General features: G+C 65.5%; 19 protein-coding genes and 1 pseudogene. 12 read left to right on the plus strand and 8 right to left on the minus strand.

The annotated features are described in order from the left end of the window. Positions 1-392: ATP-binding cassette domain-containing protein (locus GVV77_RS17160; RefSeq protein ID WP_159620456.1), on the minus strand; the 392-nt coding region annotated here is incomplete at its 3' end. A gap of 111 nt (positions 393-503) precedes the next feature. Here GVV77_RS17160 and GVV77_RS17165 point away from each other — a divergent pair. Genes GVV77_RS17165 through GVV77_RS17210 form a run of 10 tightly spaced genes read left to right on the plus strand, consistent with a single transcriptional unit; the run spans position 504 to position 15,616 of the window. Then, positions 504-1,895, plus strand: a complete 1,392-nt coding sequence (locus tag GVV77_RS17165) for a serine hydrolase domain-containing protein (RefSeq protein WP_159620458.1) — start codon at positions 504-506, stop codon at positions 1,893-1,895. Positions 1,896-1,915: 20 nt separating this feature from the next. After that, entirely contained in the window at positions 1,916-3,484 is a 1,569-nt protein-coding gene (locus GVV77_RS17170) for an ABC transporter substrate-binding protein (RefSeq protein ID WP_159620460.1), read from the plus strand. A gap of 2 nt (positions 3,485-3,486) precedes the next feature. Next, positions 3,487-4,458, plus strand: coding sequence for an ABC transporter permease (locus GVV77_RS17175; RefSeq protein WP_159620500.1), 972 nt, complete (start codon positions 3,487-3,489; stop codon positions 4,456-4,458). Between the two features lie 3 nt (positions 4,459-4,461). Then, positions 4,462-6,411, plus strand: coding sequence for a dipeptide/oligopeptide/nickel ABC transporter permease/ATP-binding protein (locus tag GVV77_RS17180; protein WP_159620462.1), 1,950 nt, complete (start codon positions 4,462-4,464; stop codon positions 6,409-6,411). Continuing rightward, positions 6,408-7,430 carry an ABC transporter ATP-binding protein gene (locus GVV77_RS17185; protein WP_159620464.1) on the plus strand — a complete coding sequence of 341 codons (1,023 nt, stop codon included), beginning with the start codon at positions 6,408-6,410 and terminating at the stop codon, positions 7,428-7,430. The genes GVV77_RS17180 and GVV77_RS17185 overlap by 4 nt, the downstream gene beginning before the upstream one ends. Further along, entirely contained in the window at positions 7,427-10,786 is a 3,360-nt protein-coding gene (locus tag GVV77_RS17190) for a serine hydrolase (RefSeq protein WP_159620466.1), read from the plus strand. Before GVV77_RS17185 ends, GVV77_RS17190 begins: the two co-directional genes overlap by 4 nt. Before the next feature lie 2 nt (positions 10,787-10,788). Further along, the gene (locus GVV77_RS17195) at positions 10,789-11,955 is read left to right on the plus strand and encodes a M20 family metallopeptidase (RefSeq protein ID WP_201293266.1); all 1,167 of its coding nucleotides are present in this window, start codon (positions 10,789-10,791) and stop codon (positions 11,953-11,955) included. Continuing rightward, positions 11,952-12,842, plus strand: a complete 891-nt coding sequence (locus tag GVV77_RS17200) for a GNAT family N-acetyltransferase (RefSeq protein WP_159620468.1) — start codon at positions 11,952-11,954, stop codon at positions 12,840-12,842. The genes GVV77_RS17195 and GVV77_RS17200 overlap by 4 nt, the downstream gene beginning before the upstream one ends. Continuing rightward, positions 12,839-13,942 carry an o-succinylbenzoate synthase gene (menC, locus tag GVV77_RS17205; RefSeq protein ID WP_159620470.1) on the plus strand — a complete coding sequence of 368 codons (1,104 nt, stop codon included), beginning with the start codon at positions 12,839-12,841 and terminating at the stop codon, positions 13,940-13,942. The genes GVV77_RS17200 and menC overlap by 4 nt, the downstream gene beginning before the upstream one ends. Before the next feature lie 9 nt (positions 13,943-13,951). Then, positions 13,952-15,616, plus strand: a complete 1,665-nt coding sequence (locus GVV77_RS17210) for a PucR family transcriptional regulator (RefSeq protein ID WP_159620472.1) — start codon at positions 13,952-13,954, stop codon at positions 15,614-15,616. A gap of 41 nt (positions 15,617-15,657) precedes the next feature. Here the strand turns inward: GVV77_RS17210 and GVV77_RS17215 are convergent, their stop codons facing one another. From GVV77_RS17215 to GVV77_RS17240, 7 genes and pseudogenes are all read right to left on the minus strand, one after another. Further along, positions 15,658-16,335: a M48 family metalloprotease gene (locus GVV77_RS17215; RefSeq protein WP_159620474.1), complete on the minus strand. Its 678-nt coding sequence runs from the start codon at positions 16,333-16,335 to the stop codon at positions 15,658-15,660. A 161-nt stretch (positions 16,336-16,496) separates the two neighbouring features. Further along, positions 16,497-16,748: a hypothetical protein gene (locus tag GVV77_RS18175; protein WP_201293267.1), complete on the minus strand. Its 252-nt coding sequence runs from the start codon at positions 16,746-16,748 to the stop codon at positions 16,497-16,499. Positions 16,749-16,782: 34 nt separating this feature from the next. Then, positions 16,783-16,968 (minus strand): annotated as a pseudogene (locus GVV77_RS18635) (IS256 family transposase); the annotation flags it as partial. Positions 16,969-17,080: 112 nt separating this feature from the next. Continuing rightward, positions 17,081-18,271, minus strand: a complete 1,191-nt coding sequence (locus GVV77_RS17225; protein ID WP_159620476.1) for a serine hydrolase domain-containing protein — start codon at positions 18,269-18,271, stop codon at positions 17,081-17,083. Position 18,272: 1 nt separating this feature from the next. Further along, a complete protein-coding gene (locus GVV77_RS17230) occupies positions 18,273-18,509 on the minus strand; it encodes a hypothetical protein (RefSeq protein ID WP_159620478.1) in 237 nt (78 codons plus the stop codon). A gap of 225 nt (positions 18,510-18,734) precedes the next feature. Next, on the minus strand, positions 18,735-20,657 hold the full coding sequence (locus tag GVV77_RS17235) for an ABC transporter permease (protein WP_159620480.1): 1,923 nt from the start codon (positions 20,655-20,657) through the stop codon (positions 18,735-18,737). Then, a complete protein-coding gene (locus GVV77_RS17240) occupies positions 20,654-21,421 on the minus strand; it encodes an ABC transporter ATP-binding protein (protein ID WP_159620482.1) in 768 nt (255 codons plus the stop codon). The genes GVV77_RS17235 and GVV77_RS17240 overlap by 4 nt, the downstream gene beginning before the upstream one ends. 109 nt (positions 21,422-21,530) lie before the next feature. On the opposite strand from GVV77_RS17240, the gene GVV77_RS17245 reads away from it, so the two are divergent. Beyond that, positions 21,531-22,823, plus strand: a complete 1,293-nt coding sequence (locus tag GVV77_RS17245; RefSeq protein WP_159620484.1) for a sensor histidine kinase — start codon at positions 21,531-21,533, stop codon at positions 22,821-22,823. Next, positions 22,816-23,508 carry a response regulator transcription factor gene (locus GVV77_RS17250; RefSeq protein WP_159620486.1) on the plus strand — a complete coding sequence of 231 codons (693 nt, stop codon included), beginning with the start codon at positions 22,816-22,818 and terminating at the stop codon, positions 23,506-23,508. The genes GVV77_RS17245 and GVV77_RS17250 overlap by 8 nt, the downstream gene beginning before the upstream one ends. The last annotated feature ends 218 nt before the right edge of the window (positions 23,509-23,726 follow it).

The following is a 23,726-nucleotide window of genomic DNA, read 5'->3' on the forward strand; positions in this document are numbered from 1 at the left end:
CGGTCGGCGTCGGCGCTCAGGCCCACAATAGTGAGGACCTCCTCCACCCGGGCCGCCGCGTGGTGGCCCTGGGCGGCGGCGATCCGCAGGTGCTGGCGTGCGGTGCGACCGGGGTGCAGGCCGCCTGCATCCAGGACCGCTCCGATGACCCGGGTGGGATCGGACAGGTCGCGGAACGGCTTCCCGAACACCAGCGCCTTCCCGGCATCGGGGGCGATCAAACCCAGCAGCATCCGGATCGTGGTGGTCTTCCCGGCGCCGTTGGGCCCGAGCAGGCCCGTGATCCGGCCGGCGCCGACGCTGAAGCTCACATCCTCGACCCGGCGGACACCCCGGAAGGACTTCGAAAGGCGCTCAACCAGGAGGGGTTCATTCTCTTGCGTGGTCCCCATCGGGCGATTCCGATTCGGCCATTTGCGCCTTGTACGAACAAACGAAATATAGGTGGAAATCCGTTGGATGGACCGAAAGTTCCATCGCTTGGCAAACCTACACTGAACCGCATGACAACACTTGCCGATATCAGCCACTGGATCGACGAACGCCTTGCCACCCTCGCGGAGCAGTACAACGTCCCCGCCGTTTCGGTGGCTGTCTACGCCGACGGAGAGGTGATCGACCGTTCCGCGGGCATCCTCAATCTCTCCACCGGGGTCGAGGCCACCACCGACAGCGTGTTCCAGATCGGATCGATCACCAAACTGTGGACGGCGACTCTGGTCATGCAGCTTGCCGACGAGGGCCTGGTCGATATCGACCGACCCGTCCGCGAGTACCTCCCGGAGTTCCGGCTCGGAGACGAGTCAGCCGCCGCTGTCATCACCATTCGTCAGTTGCTGAGCCACACCGCCGGGTTCGAAGGCGATATCTTTACTGACACCGGCCGCAATGATGACGCGGTCAAGTTGCTCATCGCCGGCCTCGGCGACGTCCCGCAGCTTTTCCCGCCGGGTGAACAGTTTTCCTACAACAACGCCGGCTACTGCGTCCTGGGCCGACTGGTGGAGGTCCTCAGGGACAAGCCGTTCAGCACCGCACTGCGCGATCACCTGATCACGCCGCTGGGGCTGGCACACGCGTCGACCGACGCCGATGAGGCGATCATGTTCCGGGCCGCGGTGGGCCACGTCCAGCCCGAGGCCGGCGCGGCGTACGTTCCCGCGCCATTTTGGGCACTGGCTTACTCCAACGCTCCTGCCGGTTCGATGCTGACGATGCGGGCACGCGACCTGATCACTTTCGCCAGGATGCAAATGAACGGTGGTGCCGCCGATGACGGGACCGTTGTGCTCTCACCCGGAGCGGTCTCCGTCATGCAGGAACGTCAGGTGGAGCTGCCCTACTTTGGCCTTCTCGGCGATGCATGGGGCCTGGGCTGGGAGATCTACGATACGCCCAATGGTGAGATCATCGGTCATGACGGCACCACGCTCGGGCAGAGTTCTTTCCTCCGGATCGCCCCGAAACAGGGTGTCGCCGTCGCCCTCCTGACGAACGGAGGTGAACCGTTCGGTCTCTACCACGAGATGATGGCGCACATCCTCTCGGAGCTCGCCGACGTTGAATTCCCGCCCATGCCGGTGCCCCCGTCCGAGCCGAAGACCATCGACCCGGAGCGTTTCCTCGGCACGTACAGCACCCGGCTGTATGACCTCGATGTCACCCAGGATGAAGAGGGCCGGGTGTGGATGACCACCACGGCGACGGACGCCGGAGAGGAATCAGGGGTGGACGCCGAGACCACCGAGTTGGTCTGGCTGAAGGAAGACACCCTCATCCCGGTCGAGGGCCACCATGGCATGCACCTGCCCCACGCCTTCCTGGGCGATGACGGCACCGGCCGCGCGCAGTACCTGCACCTCGGCCGCGCAGTGCGCCGGACTGCCAGCAAATGAACAGGATGATCACTATGAGAATGGTCCGTATCACTGTCGGCGTTTCCGCCGCCGCTCTCGCTCTTGCGGGCTGCTCGAGCGAATCCCGTGAGGGTGAGATCGTTGATGGAGCCACATTCACCCTGGCAAGATCGGCCGATCCGGGTAATCTTGATCCGCAGTCCTCGGCCGCTGCTGACCTTTTCCAGTTCACTCAGTTCGCCTATGATCCACTGCTCAGCATCGATGCCGAGGGAGTTATCGGGAGCCAGCTCGCGAGCGAGTGGACGGTTAAAGGGAACACTGTCAGCCTGACCCTGAATGAGGGGATTACCTGTTCGGACGGCACGCCATTCACGGCGGTTGATGCCGCTGCAAACCTTTCCTGGGTTTCGGACCCGGCGAACGAAAGCCCGTGGCTCGGCGTATTAATTCCGTCCGGTGCTACTGCATCCGCTGACAGCGATACCGCTCTCACGATCGAGCTCGCGGGTCCAGCGCCGTTTGTACTGAATGGATTGGCGGTGCTCCCCATGGTCTGCGGGAATGCCATCGAGGATCGCAGTGTGCTTGCGGCCGAAACGCATGGGACAGGGCCCTTCGTGCTCGCCGACTCGGCGCAGGGAGATAAATACACTTACGAGGTCAGGGACGACTACACCTGGGGTCCCGGGGGCGCCACGACCGCGGCCGAGGGGATGCCCGACGAGGTCGTGATCCGTGTGATCAGCAATGAAACTACGGCCACGAACCTGCTGCTTTCCGGCGAGCTGAATGCCGCGACCATTACCGGGCCGGACAGTGATCGACTCGAAGCCGCAGACCTTTTCTCTGCTGACACTTCGTCGATCGTAGGGGAGATGTGGTTTAACCAGTCCGCGGAGAGAGCGATGACTGACCCCAAGGTGCGGCTCGCCCTGTCACAGGCTCTCGACCTTGACCAGTTAAGGGGTGTAATCACCTCGGACAAGGGGGAAGCACCAACAGTGTTCGCCAACAATGAACCCGTCGCCTGCCCGGGTAACTCGATCGCGGAATTCCTGCCGGAACACGACCCTGACGCGGCAGCCGCACTGCTTGATGATGCGGGATGGGAAATGGGCTCGGGAGGGACCCGTTCCAAAGACGGTGTGCCGCTCGCGGTGACCCTTGTTCGGGATGCGGATTCCGGCGACGCCGGCAGCGCCGCGGCCCAACTCGTGGTGCAGGCCTGGACCGAACTCGGTGTCGAGGTCACCAGTGAGGCGAAGGAAGAATCTGTCCTCGCCGAAACCATTTTCAGCACGGGTGACTGGGACGTGGCCTGGGTGCCGCTGAACGTCAGCAGCCCCGACCAACTGGTCGGTTTTATGTCTGGTCCGTCGGCGCTGGACGGCGGCGCGAACTTCGCGCACATCGACAACCCGGATTACCTGGCAGCGGTGGAGAAAGCGAGCGCGCTGCTCGGATCGGATAGCTGCGAAGACTGGCTCACGGCGGAATCCGCACTCGTTCGCGATGCTGATGTGATCCCCTTCGCCAACCAGTTGTCGAAGACCTTCGGATCCGGTGCGACGTTCGAGTCCCTCGGAGCGGTTGCCCCGACGTCGATCCGGATGCTTGCGGAGTGACGATGACCGCCGGAGGCATGTGGACCGACTCGGTACGGGTGAGGTATCTCGTCCGGCGCACCGGGCGACTGCTCGTCTCACTCCTGGTGCTCCTGACGGCAGCGTTCCTGATGATCCACGTCATCCCCGGCGATCCCGTGCGGGGGGCGCTCGGGCCGACAGCGCCAGCTGATCTTGTCGCAGCCCGGCGTGAGTCTCTCGGACTGAACGACCCGCTGGCGGTGCAGTACCTCAACTACCTTCGCCATCTGCTGGCCGGTGATCTCGGCACGTCGATGATCTCGGGGCTCCCGGTATCCGAGATGCTGGCGCAGCGACTTCCCGCGACGCTCAGCATCGCGCTGCTCGCCTTCGTGGGCGCCGTGGCAATCGCGGTGCCCCTCGGAGTCGGTTTCGGCGTCCTGACCCGGAACGGGCGGGCGCGCCGCGCCGAGCTCGGTTTCACGTCGGTCAGTTCAGTCCTTGGAACCATCCCGGAGTTCCTGTTCGCGGTCGGATTGGTCTATCTGTTCGGCGTGCAGTGGCAGATCCTGCCCGTCGCCGGACGCAGCGGACCGGAGTCCTATGTTCTTCCCGTTCTCTGCCTGGCGATCGGTCCGGCCGCGTTGCTCGCTAGAATCCTGCGCGTCGAGATGGTCGCGATCCTCACGGCCGACTTCATCCGGACTGCTCGAGCCAAACGCCTGCCGGCCCCGATCATCTACCTCCGCCACGCACTGCCGAACGCTCTGACCGCAACCCTGACCATCGGTGGACTGCTTCTCGGGTCGATGATCGCCGGGACCATACTGGTCGAGAGCGTCTTCGCCTGGCCGGGACTGGGCAGCACCATCGTCCAGTCGATTTTGACCAAGGACTATCCGGTGGCGCAAGGCATCGTGTTGTTCTACGGTGCGACGGTGCTCGTCCTGACCATGGTGGTCGATCTGATCCTTGCGGCGCTCGACCCGCGTTCCGCCATCGGGCAGAGCTGACCGATGGCTACCACTTCGATACCAGGCTCTGTGCCGGCGACGCGTGCGGTGAGCAGGTCGAGTGCATCGGCCCGCTGGCTTGCAGTGCTGCGTACCCCCGTGGGAGCGACCGCCGGGTTGCTCCTGATCGGGTTCCTCGCACTGTCGATCATCGCGCCACCCCTGTGGGGTGATGATGCAAACGCCGTCGATACCGACAGCATCCTGCAGGGGCCCAGCGCCGAGCACCTCGTGGGGACGGACAACCTCGGGCGGGATCTCTTCCTCCGGGTGCTCGTCGCTTCTGCCAGCTCCATCCAACTCGCGCTGCTGGCCACCGGCCTCGCGGTGATGGCGGGAGTGATCCTCGGCTCTGTCCCCCTACTCGTTGGCCCACGGCTCGGGCGGCTCATCACCTCGGCCATCAACATCGCAATCGCGTTCCCCGGTCTCCTGCTCGCCTTGTTCTTCGCCGTCATCTTCGGCGTCGGATCCACAGGTGCCGTTCTGGCGATCGGTGCCGCCGGCGCACCGTCTTTCGCCCGACTCATGTTGACGCTGACCGCTTCCGTGATCGAACGGGACTACGTGTCCGCGGCGCGCATCGCGGGCGTCGGACGCGTGCGGATACTCCTGCGTCATGTGTTGCCCAATATCGGTGAACCCTTGGTCGTCAATGCCACCATCGGCGCCGGCGGCGCACTCCTGGCCTTCGCCAGTCTGTCCTTCTTGGGCCTTGGAGTGCAGCCGCCCGCTTATGACTGGGGTCAGCTGCTTAACACCGGGCTCAACAGTATCTACCGGAACCCGGCGGCGGCGTTCGCCCCAGGGATCGCGGTCGTGCTCGCCGGGCTCGCCTTCAACATGCTGGGCGAGTCCATCGCGCAGATCATCGGGGCACCCACGATCAGGAGCGGGTCACGCACTCATCGACGACGCGAGCTTCGGGCGGCGAGCCACCCGCTCCCTCCCGAGGAATCGCGTTCCACCACGTCGGATCGGGTGCTCGACGTGGTCGATCTGTCCGTGACGTTTCCCGGTGCCGACGGACCGGTCCGCCCCGTACGAGGAATCAACCTGACCGTCCAGCGTGGCGAGGCTGTTGGTATCGTCGGGGAGTCGGGATCGGGCAAGTCCCTGACCGCTCTCGCCATCGCCCGGCTCATTGAAGAGCCAGGGCAGGTTGACGCCGAACGTCTCGAATTCCTCGGCGTTGATCTCCTGAGCGGCAGTGAACGGGAGCACCGCGATCTGCTCGGCACCTCACTGGCAGTGGTGTTCCAGGATCCGATGACCTCCTTCAACCCGACCCAGCGCATGGGTCGGCAACTCGCCGAGGTCGCCGAGCAGCATCAGGGAATGAACCGCCGCCACGCACTTCTGCGCGCGATCGACCGCCTTCGTGCGGTGCGGGTGCCGACGCCCGCACTTCGGGCACAGCAGTATCCGCATCAGTTCTCGGGCGGGATGCGACAGCGTGCGATGATCGGTATGGGCCTGATGGGCAGCCCCGCCCTGATCATCGCCGATGAACCCACGACGGCCCTGGATCCGACAGTGCAGCAGCAGGTGCTGCGGCTCCTGGCGTCCATCCGCCGCGCTGATGACGTGGCGATCCTGTTGATCAGCCACGACGTCTCGGTGGTCGCCGAACTCTGCGGCCGGGTGGTCGTCATGTATGCGGGGCAGATCGTGGAGGACCTCCCGGCCGCCGAATTGACGACGAGGGCCCGCCACCCGTACACCCGGGCGCTGATCGCCGCGGTGCCCACCATGCGCACGGACCTCGGAATGCCGTTGAACGCGATTCCCGGCCTGCCCGTCGATCCTGCCCATGTTCCGGTCGGCTGCCCCTACTCGGCCCGCTGCCCACGTGCCGACGATCACTGCCGCGATGAGGATCCACCGCTGGTCGCGGATGCGGCCGGTCGCCGGGTTGCGTGCTGGCACGCGGATGAACTGGAGGAATCATGAGTGAACTGTGCTTCTCTGACGTTTCGATCCGCTTCGGCGGTGTCCGTCACGGACTGACGGCGGTCGACCACGCGAGTCTCACCGTGCCGGACAGCGGAATCGTCGGATTGGTCGGCGAATCCGGCTCCGGCAAGTCGACGCTTGCCCGGGCTTCTGTGGGTCTGGTGCCGCTGAGCGGGGGACGGATTGAGCTCAACGGCCGACCCCTGGCTCGCCGCGGTCCGGAAAGCCGACGCGTCCAGATGATCTTTCAGGATCCGTCGTCGGCCCTCAACCCGCGCATGTCGGTGGGTGAGAGCATCGCCGAGGCCTTTCCGCGTGGCTCGACGGCATCGACGCGCCGCGCTGAAGTGGCGCGGCTGCTCGAACTCGTCCATCTGGATCCGGCGCACGCCAAATCATCGCCCGCCCGGATGTCCGGTGGACAGCGGCAGCGGGTCGCGCTTGCGCGAGCACTGGCCAGCCGGCCCGAGGTGGTGATCGCGGACGAAATCACCTCCGCCCTGGATGTGTCCATTCAGGGCACCGTCATCAACGTACTTCGGGACCTGCAGCGCGAACTCGGCATCTCGGTGCTGTTCATCTCGCACAATCTGCCACTCGTCCGATACATGTCCGACTCTATCGCGGTGATGTACCTCGGTCGCATCGTGGAGCAGGGCCCGGCCGCGCAGATACTCGGTGCCGCGCAGCATCCGTACACCCGGGAGCTCCTCGCGGCCGTGCCAGATTCTTCCCGGCAAACCCAGCGGCAGGATGTCCAGGACTTCGTGGCCGATCCGGCCGTAGTGAGCGAACCCACCGATCCGGACCCTCTGCACAACGGTTGTCGATACCATTCCCGCTGCCCAGTGGGCCCATTGACGAATCCAGAGCGCGGCATCTGCCGCACCGAGGATCCATCTGAAGATCACGCCAATGAGGCTGCGTGCCACTTCGCAGAGCCTCGCACACCTACATCAACCGACGGAACGTCCGTTGCTGCCGCCGCTTCGACCAGCGTGAGGAAAACATTGTGACCCGCAGAATGCGCATAACCGACCTGACGGAACTTCCAGTGCCCGAACAGGCGGTGCTCTCCCACGACGGTGAGCAGATCGTCTATGTTCTGCGCACCTGTGATACCGATCGCGATCAGAACCTCCGTCGCCTGTGGACGGTAGGCGCCGCTTCGGGCGATGCCCACCAACTCACCAGGGGAACCTCCGACACCGCACCCGCCTGGGCGCCGGACGGCCGCCGGATCGCCTTCCTGCGCACCGTCGAAGGTACGGCACAGGTGTGGACACTCCCCGCGTCCGGTGGTGAGCCGGAGCAGCTCACCAGTTTGCCGCTGGGCGCCGGCACGCCGGTGTGGAGTCCCGACGGCACGAAGATCGCGTTCACTGCTTGGGCGGACGCCTTCGCCGGCCCCAGCGAGGATGCCGCGGTGCGCGCAGCACGCGACGCCGGCCCGGTGGTGATCAACCGCCTTGATTACAAGCTGGACGGGATCGGGCTGTTGCGCACCAGGCGCCGCCACGTGCACATCGTCGATGTGGCGAGGGGTGTGACCCGACAGCTGACGAATGGTGACTGGGACGCGGGCGATCCTTCGTGGTCACCGGACGGCGCGAAGCTCGCGTTCCCGGCAAACCCAGGCGCTACGAGTGATGTGACCCTGCGCACCGCAGCGTATGTGATCGACGCGACCGATGTGCGGGCCAAAGCCCGCGTCGCTGGGCTCGACGCCGGAACGGCGGGACCGCTCCGGTGGAACGCCGACGGTGACGCGTTGTTGGTCGTCGGCCACCACGGGAAACCCATCGGCCATGCGTCCCTGCTGAAGGTTCCGCTAGACGATGGCGCACCGGTCGACCTGTCAGGGCCACTCGACCGTAATGTGATGTCCGGCGGCGTCGGCTACCCCGGCGCGCACGTGCAGCTCACGGACGGCGGCGAGACGGCTCTGTTCTGCGCCCGGAACCGCGGCGCCACCCATCTGTACGCGGTAGGCACCCATGGCGGCACTCCGCGCCTGGTGCTCGGCGGGGACGGGCGTGTTGTCAGCGCCTTGTCGGTAGCGGGACGGCGGGCAGTAATGGTGCTCTCGACGCCGGAATCCTTCGGTGAAATCGTCACCGTCGATCTCGATACGGCTGAGGAGTCGATCCGCACCCACCATGGCGACACGCTCGCTGGCGTGCGTCTCTTTGCGCGCGAAGAGCGTTCATTCACCATCTCCGATGGAACCACGGTGGCGGCGTGGCTCGTCCACGACCCTGAGCAGAGCGGACCGCGGCCGCTGCTTCTCGATATCCACGGTGGTCCACACAATGCATGGAACGCCGCGGCTGACGAAATGCATCTTTACCAGCAGGAACTCGTTTCCCGAGGGTGGGCGGTGCTGCTCGTCAACCCACGCGGCAGTGACGGGTACGGTACGGAGTTTTTCACCGGCGTGCAGGCGAACTGGGGCGAGGCGGATTCAGCTGATCTCCTCGAACCGATCGATGCGCTGGTGGCCGAGAATTTTGCCGACCCCGCCCGACTGGCGGTCACCGGCTATAGCTACGGCGGGTACATGACCTGCTGGTTGACCGGTCGGGATCACCGCTTCTCCGCGGCGGTAGCGGGGGGTGTCGTGAGCGACATGGTGAGCATGCACGGCACCTGTGAGGACGCGCACCTTTCCAGTGAGACCGAAATGGGCGGGCCGTTCTGGGACCACCGTGCCGGGTACGAGCGCATGTCCCCGCTCAGCCGCGTCCAGGACGTGCAGACCCCGACCCTGCTGCTCCACGGCACCGACGACGAGGTGTGCCCGGTCACGCAGGCCGAACAGTGGTTCGCTGCCCTGCGCGCGCGCGGCGTTCCGACCCAGATGGTGCTGTATCCAGGCGGCGGGCACGCATTCATCTTCGAAGGGCGGCCGTCACACCGGCTGGACTACAGCCGCCGCCTCACTGAGTGGGTCGAGCGCTACGCAGGCGACACAACGAAGACCGCGCGGCCACCGCTCGACGCCGCCCATTGGCAGCAACGCCTTGACGACCTCGCCGCCCGACACGGGGTCATCGGGGCCCAGTTCGGCATCCTCCGGACCGACCCGGCCCGCCCCGACGATCGGATCGCCGTGGCGACAGGGGTTCTCAACGTCGAAACGGGAGCGCCTGCGACGCCCGAGGCAGTGTTCCAGATCGGTTCCATTTCGAAAGTCTGGACGACGACCGTGGCGATGCAGCTGGTCGACGAGGGGCTCATCGGCCTCGATGCCCCGATCGTCGATGTGCTCCCCGAACTGAAGCTCAGCGACGCGGCTGCCAATGCAAAGGTCAGCCTGCGTCACCTGCTGACGCATACGAGCGGTATCGACGGGGACCTCTTCACCGACACCGGCCGCGGTGATGACGCGCTCGAGCAGTATGTCGCGCTCCTTGCCGACCTCGGTCAGAACCATCCGATCGGTGCGACCTGGTCCTACTGCAATTCCGGATTCTCGCTCATCGGCCGTGTCATCGAAAGGATCACCGGCTTGACCTGGGACGCCGTGATGCGTGAGCGGCTTTTCAAGCCCCTGGGCCTCGATCGAACCGGGACCCTTCCGGAAGAAGCATTGCTGAACTCCGCCGCCGTCGGCCATATCACCCAGCCGGACACAGCACCGGCACTTGCGCCGGCGTGGATGCTGCCGCGATCGTTGGGCCCTGCCGGGCTCATCACGACGGATGTGGCAGACGCGCTGTCGTTCGCGCGGATGCACCTCTCGGCCGGAGCAGCTGCCGATGGCACCCAGGTGCTCAGTGCGGAGAGTGTCGCCGCGATGGCCGCGTGGGAAACCGACCTGCCCGACCACCACACCTTCGGGGACTCCTGGGGGTTGGGTTGGATCCGCTATCTCTGGGACGGTCACCGCGTGCTCGGCCACGACGGCGCAACGATCGGGCAAGGGGCGTCCCTTCGGTTGCTGCCGGAGCAGGGGCTCGCCGTCGTGCTGCACACCAATGGCGGTTCTGCGCGGGACCTCGCGGACGACCTCCTGCGCGAGGTGTTCGCCGATGTCGCCGATGTTGCCGTGCCCTTCGCACTCACCCCTCCTCAAGGGGAGGTCGATATCGATATCACTCCGTACGTCGGCACCTATGCGCGTGAGTCGGTGCGGGTGGAGGTGTTTGCCGGGGATGACGGTCCCCGGTTGAGGACCACAGTCCTCGGTCCCCTTGCTGCCCTCACGCCCGACCCGACCGAGGAGTTCGCCCTTGTCCCTGTTGCGGCAGACCTGTTCGTCATGCGTGCTCCTGAGAGCGAGACCTGGACGCCGGTGACCTTCTATTCACTTCCCACCGGGGAACCTTATGTGCATTTTGGTGCCCGTGCCACGCCGAGGGTGGGCTGACGGTGGAGACCGGGTTCCGCCGGCTGACCGCCGAGGCACTCCCGCTGATCCTCGCCGACATCGAGGAGCTGGTGCAATGCGAGTCGCCCTCCCTCGACAGGGACGCCGGCATCCGCAGCGCCGATGTGGTCGCGCGCATCGGCGAACTGCGGCTCGGCAGCCGCCCTGAACGCCTCGGGGTCGGGGCGCACCAGCACCTCCGCTGGCGATTCGGAAACGGGCCCGGCCGGGTGCTGGTGCTCGGTCACCACGACACGGTCTGGCCGCTCGGATCACTCGAAGCGCACCCGTTCTCGGTACTGGATGGCATCATTCGAGGGCCAGGCTGCTTCGATATGAAGACCGGCGTCGCGATGGCTTTCCACGCGGTGGCGGCTCTTGCGGAGACCGACGGCGTCACCGTGCTGATCACTGGCGATGAGGAACTCGGGTCGCCCAGCTCCCGCGCTCTGATCGAGGACGAGGCTCGTGGATGTGACGCCGTGTTCGTGCTTGAGGGGTCCGCCGACGGCGGAGCACTCAAGACCGCGCGCAAGGGTGTCTCGATCTACCAGCTGCACGCAATCGGGCTCGCAGCCCACGCGGGCCTTGAGCCGGAGGCAGGCATCAATGCCGCCGTGGAGCTCGCCCACCAGGTCATCGCCATTGCAGCTCTCGGTGATGACCGGCTCGGAACCTCGGTGACCCCGACGATGCTCGCGGCCGGCACCACGACGAACACTGTTCCCGCATTGGGGTCGATAGCCGTCGATGTGCGCATGTGGAACGCCTCCGAGCAGCAGCGGGTCGACGCGGACATCCGGGCGCTCGGCCCCGTCGTCGAAGGCTCCCGTATCGAGGTGTCCGGCGGTCCTAATCGCCCGCCCTTGGAAGAGACGGCGTCCGCCGGACTGTTTCACCGAGCCGTAGCGATCGCCGATGACCTGGGTCTCCCGGCGCCGCGCCCCGCGGCAGTCGGTGGCGCTTCGGACGGCAACTTCACGGCCGGGCTGGGCGTGCCGACCCTCGACGGACTCGGCGCGGTCGGGGGTGGAGCGCATGCCGATCACGAGCACGTCGTGGTCGGTGAGATCTGTGACCGCACCACGTTGCTCGCGGCGCTCATGGCAGATGTCCTCCGGGAATCCCATCCCTCAGGCACGGCGTTGGCGACGGAGGTCGCCCCGTGATTGAGACCGAGAACGCCGCCGCCGTTGCAGCCCGTGCTGCTGTCACAGCTGCGATAAACGCGGGGGTGACAGTGCGCGAGCTTACCGACCGGGGTGACCTGAACGCCGTCGTGTCGCTGTTCAGCGAGGTGTGGGGGCGCGCGAGTAATCCTCCCGTGACCATTGAGCTGCTCAGAGCGTTCGCGAAGGCCGGGAACTATATCGGCGGGGCATATGACGGTGGCGTGCTCCTCGGTGCATCCGTAGCGTTCTCGGCTGCTGAGCGCTCGGTGCTGCATAGCCATATCGCGGGTGTTTCCGGTGCTTCGCGTGGTCGCAGCGTGGGCTTTGCCCTCAAGCTGCACCAGCGTGCGTGGGCAATCACCCGCCGGTTTTCGGAAGTCGCCTGGACGTTCGATCCGCTCGTCAGCCGGAACGCCTACTTCAACATGGTCAAGCTCGCGGCAGAGCCGGTGGAGTACCTGCCGGACTTCTACGGCGACATGCGGGACGGCATCAACGGTGCTGATGCCTCTGATCGCCTGCTCGTGCGCTGGGTACTGGATGCCCCGCAGGTGATCGCGGCGATCTCCGGAAGAGCAGTACGCGGTGATGCCGGACTGGAGCGCCTCCACGGTGCAGTAGAGGTGCTCGGCGTGTCGTCGTCGGGCCACCCGGTCCCAGGTGAGGGCCACGGCCCGGTATCGCTTGTCGCGGTGCCTCCCGACATCCAGACCCTGCGGGCCACCGACCCGCCGCTCGCGACTCAGTGGCGCAGTGCCGTGCGTGACGCGCTCGGCGGACTCATGGCCGCCGGGCACCGGGTCAGTGACTTTGATCGCGCCGGTTGGTACATCCTCCGTCACCCCGACCCAGACATGACATCCCCCGAAAGGACTCCATTGTGAAAATCACTGGCGTGGAACTACGGCATATCGCCATGCCCCTGGTAGCGCCGTTCCGAACGTCGTTCGGCACTGCAACCTCGCGCGAAGCGCTGCTCCTTCGCGTAGTCACCGACGAAAGCGAGGGTTGGGGCGAGTGTGTCGCGATGGCCCAACCGTTGTACTCCTCCGAGTACGTCGACGGTGCCGCCGACGCGCTGAGGCGATTCCTCATCCCGATGATCCTGAACCAACCGGAGGTCGACGGCCCCGGCGTCGCCGAGGCGCTCGCTCCGGTTCAGGGCCACCGGATGGCCAAGGCGGCGCTGGAGATGGGGGTGCTCGATGCCGAACTACGAGCCGCCGGCCGGCCCTTCGCCCGGGAGCTGGGCGCCACCCGCGACCGGGTTCCGTGTGGTGTATCCGTGGGCATCATGGACTCCATCCCGGCCCTGCTCGACGCCGTGGAGGACTACCTCGGTCAGGGCTACCAGCGCATCAAGCTCAAGATTGAGCCGGGGTGGGACATCATGCCGGTGCAGGCGGTGCGTGAGCGGTTCGGCGACGTGATGCTCCAGGTCGACGCCAATACCGCGTACACGCTTGCGGACGCGCGCCATCTGGCCAAGCTGGACCCGTTCGATCTGCTGCTGATCGAACAGCCTTTCGACGAGCTTGACATCGTGGGTCACGCCGATCTCGCCCGGCTGATCTCCACCCCCGTATGCCTCGACGAGTCGATCACCTCAGCGCAGACGGCTGCCGCCGCGCTGCGTCTTGGGGCCTGCTCGATCATCAACATCAAGCCGGGACGGGTTGGCGGGTACCTTGAAGCCCGGAAGATTCACGACCTGTGCGTTGCAAACGGCGTGCCCGTCTGGTGTGGAGGGATGCTCGAAACCGGTCTTGGACGAGCAGCCAATATAGCGCTCGCGGCGCTTCCAGGTTTCGTTCTGCCCGGTGACATATCGGGATCCAACCGCTTCTACTCGACGGACATCACGGCCCCATTCATCCTTGATAACGGGTATCTGCGGGTACCCACCGGCCACGGGCTCGGGGTGGAGCCGATTGCTGACGAACTCAACGCGGTCACCGTGGCAACAGAGTGGGTGTCGGCCTAGACTTCCCGAATGACAATGCGACTTCATGCAAGCCTGGGTAGGGTGCTCGATGACTTGGGTGGGACGCTACTCATGCCCGCATACGGTGAGATTGACGCGGCGCGCGCAGTCGGTGGCGTCATCATCCACGACGCCTTCGATGAGACGTACCTTCCTCCCCGCGCGCTCGTGCTCGGTGTCGGAGTCGCTGACTCTCAGGAAATCATCAAGCTGCTCGGTGAACTGCGATCCGCAGACGCGGCCGGCCTGATCCTGCGTGCTCCTCTTCCCGCTGATGCGGCGGTCAGGGAGGCAGTGGTGCGATCTGGAGTTCCGCTCCTGACGCTTACCCGTGGCGCTTCCTGGGATCAGCTGGCGGCAATGCTCAGATCGATACTCGCGGAGGGCGACGTCGGCGCGTCGAACCATGAGTCGGTCGGAGGGATTCCAGCGGGAGACCTGTTCGCGCTGGCGAACGCCATCGCGGCGCTTGTCAACGCACCGATCACGATTGAGGATCGGAATTCTCAGGTGGTGGCGTTCTCGGGGGGTCAGCATGAAACGGACCAGGGCAGAATCGAGACAGTCCTTGGGCGGCAGGTTCCTGAGCGGTACATGAAGGTCCTTACCGAGCGTGGAGTATTTCGCGACCTCTACAACAGCACTTCGCCGGTGCGAGTCGATTCTGTCCCCACGGAAGATGGGAGCCCATCGATACCGCGAACCGCTGTCGCCGTCCGTGCGGGCGATGAAATTCTGGGCTCGATCTGGGCGGCGACGCCACAGCAGATGAACGCCGAGCACCTTGAGAGCCTTCAGGACGCCGCTAAGGTGGTCGCCCTCCACTTGCTCCGTTTGCGCGCTGGTGCTGATGTGGAGCGAAAGATAAAGGTCGACTTGGTCAGCACCGCACTCGAGGGCGGGTCAAATGCACGAGAAGCCCTCCACCGTCTCGGGTTGGCGGACGAGCCGGTATTGGTGCTGGCGCTTTCCCTCAAGGACGATGACGGAACGGCCACCCCCCAGATCTCGGCCGCGCTGACCGGCGAGAGCCAACGGCTCAGCAATGCGTTCGCCATGCACCTCAGCGCCGCACTTCCAAGCGCATCTTCAGCGTTACTCGGCCGGGTCTGTTACGGACTCCTCCCCGCCCCCGGGACGGCCAATGAAAGCGAGCGGCGGGCCGAACGCATCGCGGCCAATTTCCTCGAACGGCTCGGCGGCCGCTTCAATGCTGCAATCGGGATCGGCGCGGTGGTCGAGGTCTCCCACATCAGCCACGCAAGGATGTCCGCTGATCGTGCCCTCCGGGTAGCGAGCCACGGGCGAACCGGAACGAATGTCGCCCGGATTGCAGACGTTCAGATGGACGCGCTCATCCTTGAATTACGCGACCTTCTCACCGCACGGGGGGACCGACCGAGTGGCCCTCTCGCTCGACTGATCGGGCACGAGGGCGGCCAGGACGGAGTTCTCCTGCGTACCCTCCACTCCTGGCTTGACGCGTTTGGGGATGTCGCGACCGCAGCGGCTTCAATGTCGGTGCATCCAAACACATTCCGATATCGGCTCAAGAGAGCAGTCGACTTGAGCGGAATCGACCTTACCGATGGCAACGCTCGTTTCCTCGCCATGCTGGAGCTGCGAGTTCTGCTCCGCGATGAGGGGCACACCTCGCCGGCGCCGCGCCGGTAACGAAAACCCGGTTGTGGCTCCTGATCATCGTCTGCTGCTGGTCATCGGGTGTTGCGGGACAGTGCTGCTTGCATGGTTTGGAGCCTCGTGGATCGGTAGGGGCGGGTACGAAAGAGGAATGACACTCTTCGCGTCAGGCTCATGGGCCCTGTTGCTTCCGGTTTGTCTGCTTCCCACGAGTCGAACAATTCACGTGCGCCTGTCAGCTCTGGGTCATGGCGTAGAGCAAACACGTCAGCGCGCATCTTCCCTTCCCGACTCATCGCGCACGCCATAAGCAACCAAACACCCAGGGTGACCAAGCCGATCACCAAGGTGGCGACCCCACCAAACGAGCTGGCGTTGAAGTAGCCCGCGAGGACAGCCGCTAAAAAGCCCCCCAACATCAGCACTCCCGCGAGGGAGAAAACCGCTACGAGCACGCGGGTTCTTCTCGCGGACCACGCCGCGTCCGCGAGATGCCCGAGCTCGTGCGCGAGCAGGAAGGTCCGTCCCTCGAGGGACAGCTCACGTATGGCGCGCTCAGTGACTTCGATCGTGGGCACGCCTTTGGGCGTGGTGAAGTGGGCGTCGGCCCGCAAGGCGCCTGGCTCCACGGACTGGACAATGCTGACTTCTGGGACCTGCAGGCCCTCCTCACCACTGATACGCGCCACCTGGATGCGAGCGGCTTCTTGGAGCTCGTCGTATTCGTCGATGACGTACCGATCACGAGACATATCTATCTAGGTCCTAACCGGTTCAGTGCCCGATACAGAGGGGTCCGTCGATGTTGAAGCGTCGGACCACTTCGATCTTGGGTACGTCCTTGGACATGGGGATGGTGCGTCATGCGAAAGCCATTCGGGTTGGAGGGTTGGTTCGAGGGTGGGTTGGTGGGTTAGAGGCTGCGGCGTTTCAGGTCGAAGGACGCCATAATGTTCAGCTGAATCTCCGCGAACGGGTCTGCGGCAGATGTGAAGGTCACCCGCTCGGCAATAAACTCGACCGATACGCCTTTGTCCATCAGTTCCCCCCGAGCCAGGACGGATGGCTTGTGGTGCGCATGTCGAATACAATCCGTTGATCGCCGATGAAAGAAGGGCCTGTCACCTACGGTTGACAGGCCCTTTTTTTCGCTTTTGCTCGTCACTTCCTGATTGTGTTGACCCGCCCGGAGGACTCGACGAGGACTCCCAGAGCTGCACGATCGCCGGATACCGCTGGGCTGCGGATCCGGTGAACCGGTCCTTCGCCGCAGCCCCGCGTGGAGCCGCATGGGCCGGGCTGAGGGCGCTGACGATCCCGCCGCGGTGCCCCCGGCCGGCGCAGCGGAACGGGTTGCGGATCGGGTGCACAACGCACTGCCGCAGGCCGGAGCTCCACACCCGTTCTTCTTACAGCCCGGTCACTCACCTCATGGCCCGTCGCAACGGGCTGCCTGCTGGCAGTAGACGGGCTGCGGGTGCTGTGGTTGGTGTCGGGTCAGGGTGTGCTGAGGGCTTCGTCGAGGGCGTCGATGGATAAACGGGCGAAATCGAAGAATTCTTCCGGGGGGCCGTCGAGGCCGTCGAGGGGGCCGTCGTAGATGGCGGGCGGCAGTGCTGTGAGGGTGATGGTGACGGCGGTGCCGTCCTCTGCGACTGTGTTGATCGTCTGGTAGCCGGGGATGTAGCCGTTGTGGCCCCAGGTTGTGCCAGCGCCCAGTTCGCTGCTTTCGAGGCCCAGCCCGTACGTGTTTCCGGGGATGATTTTGTCGCCGGTGGGGATGCCGGTGAGCATCTGGTCGAGTTCGGCCGGTTCCAGGAGTTCGCCGTCGAGGACGGCTTTCATGAACGTGTTGAGCTCAGCCGGTGTGGATACCATGGCTCCGGATGCCCAGGCCGTGGAGGAATCGTACTCGGTGACGTCGCGCAGTTCCCCCTTGGCGTCGGTGTGGTAGCCCAGGGGATGCTCACCGCGCAGCCCGGTCTCACCCGGTTCTGGCAGGTAGGTGTGTTTCAGGTCCAGGGGTGTGACGATCCGATCGTGGATCTGTTCGGCCAGGGGCCGTTGGGTGACGCGTTCGATGATCAGGCCCAGGACGATGTAGTTGGTGTTGGTGTATTGATGGCGTTCCCCTGCGGGGAAGATCGCGGGCTGTCCGAGCGCCAGGTCGAGCACGTCCCGGGGTGAGCGGTAGATGTCCCGGTCGGCGGACGCTTCATTGACGATGACTTCTGTGGTGTACTCGGGCAGGCCGCTGGTGTGTTGGAGCAGCTGCCGGACGGTGATGGCCTTCGGGTCGATTCCCTCTCCCTTGATGAGGCCGGGGAGGTAGGTGTCGACGCTACGGTCCAGCTCCAAGAGTCCTTCTTCCACCAGCTGCAGGGCCACCACCGCGGAGAATGGCTTGCTGGCGCTTCCAATACGCACTTCACCGTCAGCGGGGATCGGTGTATCGGCGGCGAGGTCGGCGGTGCCGGCGGTGGCGGTTTCAGCGGTGCCGTCCGGGGAGGTGCGGGTGATGATCGCGCCCGGGTAGCCTTTCTCGACGAGTCGTTCAGCGATGCCGGTCAGCACCTTCGGTGCGTCCTTGGGGGCGTCCTTGGGTGCGGCCGAGGAGGTGCAGGCGGTGAACGCGAGCGAGGCGGCCAGTGCGGTGGTGATGACCGCGAATTTGGGGGTGTATTTCATGTCAGTGCTCCGATTCGGTGTGGCGGGTTGTTGGTGATGCTGCGTGCTTCCGGCGCCGGTGCGCCCGGACAAGGAATACTGCGCAGACAATGGCGATGGCTGCGGCGGGGCCCGAGAGCAGCGGCATGGCAACCATGTTCGTGGTCAGAATGCTGGCGGCCAGTGCTGTGATGAGTACTGCCCAGAGCACGATGGTGCGGCCGGGTTCATGTTTTTGGACATGGGGGTGGTGGGTCATGTGAAAACCATTCAGGTTGGAGGGTTCGTTGGTGGGTTAGAGGCTGCGGCCTTACCCCGGGCGGAGCGTCGAGAAGCGGATCGGCCAGATCCTTGGCAGCGGTGTGATTCCGGGGAACGGGATGAAGGGGTCCCGGCTGCCGTCAGTTCGGATCAGGCGGCGACCTGAGGGACAACAGGTCCGTCCTCTGGACCGACGTTCCGAGCCGGGCTGATACTTTCCGGCTCATTCGTTTGCTCCGAGGGCCCGGATGGCCGGAACTTTCATGGCTGCTCGTGTCGCCAGAAGGGCGGTGATGGTGGTGAGCGTGGCAACGAGCAGGGTGATGGCGCCCAGGAGCGTCCAGGGGATCGCGATGACCGGCGCGCCGTAGAGGCGGTAGGTCGATGCCCACAGTCCCACGAGGGAGAGCACGGCAGCGACGGCGCCGAGGATGAGGCCGATGGTAGTGACGGCCAGGGCTTCGATGACGGTGCTGTGCTGGATCTGGCGCCTGGTGAGGCCACTGAGCCGCAGAGTCGCCAGTTCGCTGCGGCGTTGACTGATGGAGATGGCGAGCGTGCTCAGAACGCTGATGAGGGCGTAGAGGCTGCCGAGCCCGACTATCATGACCATCACGGCACGGTTTCCCGCGGCGTTGGCTCTGTTCTGTTCTTCCGTGAACTCCGCCGGTGTCTGCACCGTGGACGCGCCTGCGGCGGTGAGTGCGGATTCGACCACGGCCGTCTCGACGCCGGGAGCGAGCTGGACCAGGACGGTGGTGGGCCCCTGGAGCAGGTCGGCGGGCAGCAGTGAGCGGTCGATGTAGTAGCCGTCGGTTCCGGTAGGGGTTGCGGACATCCTGGCGGCCTCGCTCAGGACAAGGGTCCGGCCGTCAATGTCGACGGTGATCTGGTCGTATGCGCCATCGATGGTCGATTCCAGGCCGGGACCGAAAATGAGGGTGTCGGGGCCGAAGTCGGCCACACGACCGCTGTCCGGCTGTTGCAGGTGGGTGGCGTTGAACGCGTCGGGATCGACGGCGACGACGGTTCCGGGGCCGGTGGTGGTGGCGCCGCCCGTGGTGAGCTGCACGGACAGTGGCACGACCGTCTCGGGTGAGGCGAGGGAGATTCCGTTGATGTTCTCCAGTGCGCTCAGGTCGATGTTCTCGCCGGTAGCGATCAGGTCGGCGTCGAAGATCAGCGTGGCGGCGCCGGATTCGGTTTGGGTGTTCACAATTCCTTGGAGGCCCATGACGAGACTGACGAGCACAATCATCGGCGCCGCGCCTGAGGCGGTGCGGCGCACAGCGTCGCGCAGGTTCGCCACTGCCAGGCCCGCGACCGGTGAACGGCGCGACCAGGGTGTGAGCGCCAGAGCCGCGGCGGGCACGAGCAGGGGTGAGAGCCGGCTCATCGCGACCGAGCCGGTCATGATGATGCCAAGGCCGAGCAGCAGTGGGACGAGCAATCCGCCGGCCGTCGCGGAGAAGTAGGCCTGGAGGGCGGTCAGCGCCAAGGCAGTGATAGCCACGATCCATCGACCAAGGGTCATGACGCGCCGTTCACCGCTGCTGCGGCGCAGCGCATCCAGGGAACTGACTTTGGTGGCGCTCTTGGCTGCACCCCGGGCGCCGGCGAGGCAGACCGTGAGGGCGGCGATCAGGTCGACCACCAGGACCACGGGTTCGATGGGGGTGGCGAGGTCTTCGGGGAAGAAGCCGAGCCGCGACAGAACGGTTCGCTGCACGGTGGTCAGTACTGTTCCGAGCAGGGCCCCGGCCGCCGCGCCAAGCAGCGCGGCGAGGAAGGCTTCACCGAGCAGGAGCCTGCGGATCTGGCGCCTGGTCACGCCGCCAAGTCTGAGGATGGCGAGATCACCCCGGCGCTGGTCAACGGCAAAACCGAAGGTCGAGCCGACAACGAAGATGGTGAGGAAAATGCCGATCATCAACGCTATCCCGGTCAGCTCGCTGCCATCGGCGGCGGCCAGGCGGAATGCTTCTGCTTGTTCGGGGGTCAAGCTCGTGGGTGCGTCGGCGTTCTCGACGCCGAGGATGATCGTCAGGCCGGCATGGACGATAGCGACCCCGGCGGTCACGGCCAGGAGGGTGCCGACGAAGAGCTGCCAGCGGTCGGCAAAGGTGCGCAGGGCCAGGCGGATCATCCCTGCGCTCCCGTACCGGCCAGTGTCTCGAGCTCGGCGAGGGTGGCGGCGATCTGGTTCGCGTCGGCGCCGTTCAGAGTTGTGACGAGGCGTCCATCGCGCAGGAACGCCACGTGGTCGGCGCGGGCGGCGGCCGACGGATCATGGGTGACCATCAGGATTGTCTGGGCCTGCTCATCGACCAGGGCGCGAAGGAGATCCAGCACCGTGGCGGCGGAGGCACTATCCAGGGCTCCGGTGGGCTCGTCGGCGAACAGGATGCTCGGCCGGGTGGCCAGGGCGCGGGCGATGGCGACGCGTTGTTGCTGCCCGCCGGAGAGTTCGCGTGGCTTATGGCCGGTGTGCTTGCCCAGGCCCACGGAGTTGAGGGCTTCGGCCGCGGCCCTGTTGGCGTCACGGCGTCCGGCCAGACGCAGCGGCATGGCGACGTTCTGCGCTGCGCTGAGGGCCGCGACGAGGTTGAACTGCTGGAAGATGAATCCGATCTCGGTGCGCCGCATCCGGGTCAGCACGTCATCGCTGAGGCTCGCGATATCGTCGCCGTTGAGGAGGATCTGTCCTGAGTCAGGGGTGTCCAGCCCGGCAGCAGTATTCAGGAGGGTGGATTTGCCTGACCCCGATGGCCCCATAATCGCCGTCCAGGAACCACGACGAAGCCCGATCGTGACCCGGTCGAGCGCCGTGAGGGTGGATTTGCCTGACTGGTAGGTGCGTGTCACATCGTTGAGCTGCAGCACGGTGCTGTGCGGGGCGGTTGTGGTCATGTATCCAGTACACCGGAGGACACCCGGGCCGCGCAGTGGGGCCAAACCGTCGATTCAGGGTATGGCTGGCCCTACGTTCTTTGGGCCGGTTCGCCTCTAGAATGGTCAGGTGATCACTGCGGAGTCAAAACATCAGGCTCTGCCGGTCATCAGGCGCTGGAGAGCGGTGCTCTACTCTGCGGCCGTCTGCATCCGGGCCCTGGTGGTCATTTCCGTTGTCGTGCTGCTGGGCACACCGGTCGGGATCGCGCTCAGCGGTCCTGTGCGCGGCACCGATACCTCTGCGGGCCTGATTACCGCGGGTCTGGCGCTGCTAGGTGTGGGACTCCCGCTTATCTCGGTCGTTCTTGCCCGGGCCGACTGGAGCGGAGCGACCGCTCTGCTCGACCAATCCGCTGGGGGGCCTCCGGGTGTCCGGCTCCGTGAGCCGCGGACCCTCATCCGCCCGTTGGCCTACACCGTGATGATGCTCACGATCGGCGGGGCCATCGCGGTCTTCGCTGCGCTGGTCGTCCTGGTATCCCTTGTCGCCCTGATCAGCCCGCTGCTGACGGCAATGGGAGACCGGGTGCCGATCGTGATTGGGCCGTTCACGGTGAGCAACGTACCCCAGTCGGTGGTGGCATCGGTCATCGGAGTCGGTGTTCTCACCGCGCTCGTTGTCACCTCACCGGCTTTCTCCAGGGTTCATGCCTTGCTGGTCCTCCAGGTGTTGACCCGGCCGGAGCAGCGCCTCCAGCATGACCTGACGATGACCGCGCGGTCGCGGGCGCGCCTGGTGCGAGCCTTCGACATCGAACGCCGCCGTATCGAGCGGGATCTGCACGATGGCGTGCAGCCGCAGCTGTTGTCGGTCAGCATGACGCTCGGGCTCGCCCTGGCCGCCATGCCCGATGATGCCCCTGGCCGCTCTGACGTGGTCCGCGCCCAGGACCAGGCCAAGCAGACCCTGGGTGCCTTGCGCAGCTTCGTCCGTAACATCCATCCCCAGGTCCTCATGGATCATGGCCTCGGCGCAGCGATCCGCGAACTGGCCGACACACTTACCCTTCCCATCGCTGTCGAGGACCGGCTGACCGGCCGCTTGCCCACGGAGATCGAGACCAACCTGTACTTTTGCGTCGCCGAACTCCTCACCAACGTCGTCAAGCATTCCAACGCCGGGCAGGCTCAGGTTCTGCTTCAGCGGCCCGCGCCCGGACTCGTGGAGGTCCGGGTCCGAGACGATGGTGGCGGTGGAGCAGGCACTGCCCATCGGGACAACGGCGGACTCGACGGCATCTCCGACCGCATCGCCGCCCTGGGTGGAGACCTGGAGATCGACTCGCCTCTGGGTGGACCGACGGCCATCACGATCACTATCACCGTCGCCGCAGTTGGGAAGGGCCACCCGGATGACTGATTCCGCTACCACCGGCCCGGCCGCGTTGGAACCGGTGCGGGTGGTCATCGCTGAGGACAACGCGTTATTGCGCGAGGGTCTGCAGGTGCTGCTCGAACGTAACGGGTTCGTCGTCGCCGCCGCGGTGGATACAGGCGAGAAGTTGATCGCCGCTGGACGCGACGTCGGGCCGGACCTCGTGGTCACCGATGTGCGCATGCCGCCGACGTTCCGCTCTGAGGGGCTCGTCGCGGCGGTGCGCCTGCGTGAAGAGAACCCTTCCCTTCCGGTGGTGGTCCTGAGTCAGTATGTCGAGCAGAGTTACGTCGCCGATCTGCTCGACAGCGCCGGTGGAGCCGGAATCGGTTACCTGCTCAAGGACAGGGTCAGCGACGTCGCGGACTTCGCGGACACGCTGCGCCGCGTTCATGCCGGCGGTACGGCGGTTGACCCGGCGGTTATCAGTCAGATGATCAGGCGGCACCGCGATCCGTTGGCCGGGCTTACTCCCCGTGAGCGGGAGGTGCTGGCCGTCATGGCCGAGGGCCACTCCAACGGTGCTATCGCGCGGCGTCTGTTCGTTTCTGAGGCAGCGGTCGTCAAGCATATTGGTAACGTCATGATGAAGCTTGACTTGCCGCCCAACGACGATCAGAACCGCCGGGTTGCGGCTGTGTTGACGTACCTGCGCAATCAGGAGAGCTGAGCCGGTTCAGCGCTTCAGGCAATGGCATTCGCGCTTCAGGCGGCGGGCGTGTCCGTGACCCGCAGCATGACGCCCCCCGTGCGGTCAGGAGGGCCGCGAAAAGGAGCAACGCGGTGGTATCGACAGCCGTATGGAGCAGTGGGGCGGGCCGGTTGATGGCATGGCGACCTGGTCAGCGGCCGGGGCGGGGTCGTCGAACAGCTCCCGGGTAAATCTCC

It is taken from the genome of Arthrobacter zhaoguopingii (assembly GCF_009828605.1).
GTDB lineage: Bacteria > Actinomycetota > Actinomycetes > Actinomycetales > Micrococcaceae > Arthrobacter_D > Arthrobacter_D zhaoguopingii.

Excerpts from the sequence above, each read along its gene's own strand:
- GVV77_RS17165 (WP_159620458.1), top strand. The coding sequence starts at position 504 with ATGACAACACTTGCCGATATCAGCCACTGGATCGACGAACGCCTTGCC.
- GVV77_RS17170 (WP_159620460.1), top strand. The coding sequence starts at position 1,916 with ATGGTCCGTATCACTGTCGGCGTTTCCGCCGCCGCTCTCGCTCTTGCG.
- GVV77_RS17175 (WP_159620500.1), top strand. The coding sequence starts at position 3,487 with ATGACCGCCGGAGGCATGTGGACCGACTCGGTACGGGTGAGGTATCTC.
- GVV77_RS17180 (WP_159620462.1), top strand. The coding sequence starts at position 4,462 with ATGGCTACCACTTCGATACCAGGCTCTGTGCCGGCGACGCGTGCGGTG.
- GVV77_RS17185 (WP_159620464.1), top strand. The coding sequence starts at position 6,408 with ATGAGTGAACTGTGCTTCTCTGACGTTTCGATCCGCTTCGGCGGTGTC.
- GVV77_RS17210 (WP_159620472.1), top strand. The coding sequence starts at position 13,952 with ATGACAATGCGACTTCATGCAAGCCTGGGTAGGGTGCTCGATGACTTG.
- GVV77_RS17215 (WP_159620474.1), bottom strand. The coding sequence starts at position 16,335 with ATGTCTCGTGATCGGTACGTCATCGACGAATACGACGAGCTCCAAGAA.
- GVV77_RS17225 (WP_159620476.1), bottom strand. The coding sequence starts at position 18,271 with ATGAAATACACCCCCAAATTCGCGGTCATCACCACCGCACTGGCCGCC.
- GVV77_RS17230 (WP_159620478.1), bottom strand. The coding sequence starts at position 18,509 with ATGACCCACCACCCCCATGTCCAAAAACATGAACCCGGCCGCACCATC.
- GVV77_RS17235 (WP_159620480.1), bottom strand. The coding sequence starts at position 20,657 with ATGATCCGCCTGGCCCTGCGCACCTTTGCCGACCGCTGGCAGCTCTTC.
- GVV77_RS17240 (WP_159620482.1), bottom strand. The coding sequence starts at position 21,421 with ATGACCACAACCGCCCCGCACAGCACCGTGCTGCAGCTCAACGATGTG.
- GVV77_RS17250 (WP_159620486.1), top strand. The coding sequence starts at position 22,816 with ATGACTGATTCCGCTACCACCGGCCCGGCCGCGTTGGAACCGGTGCGG.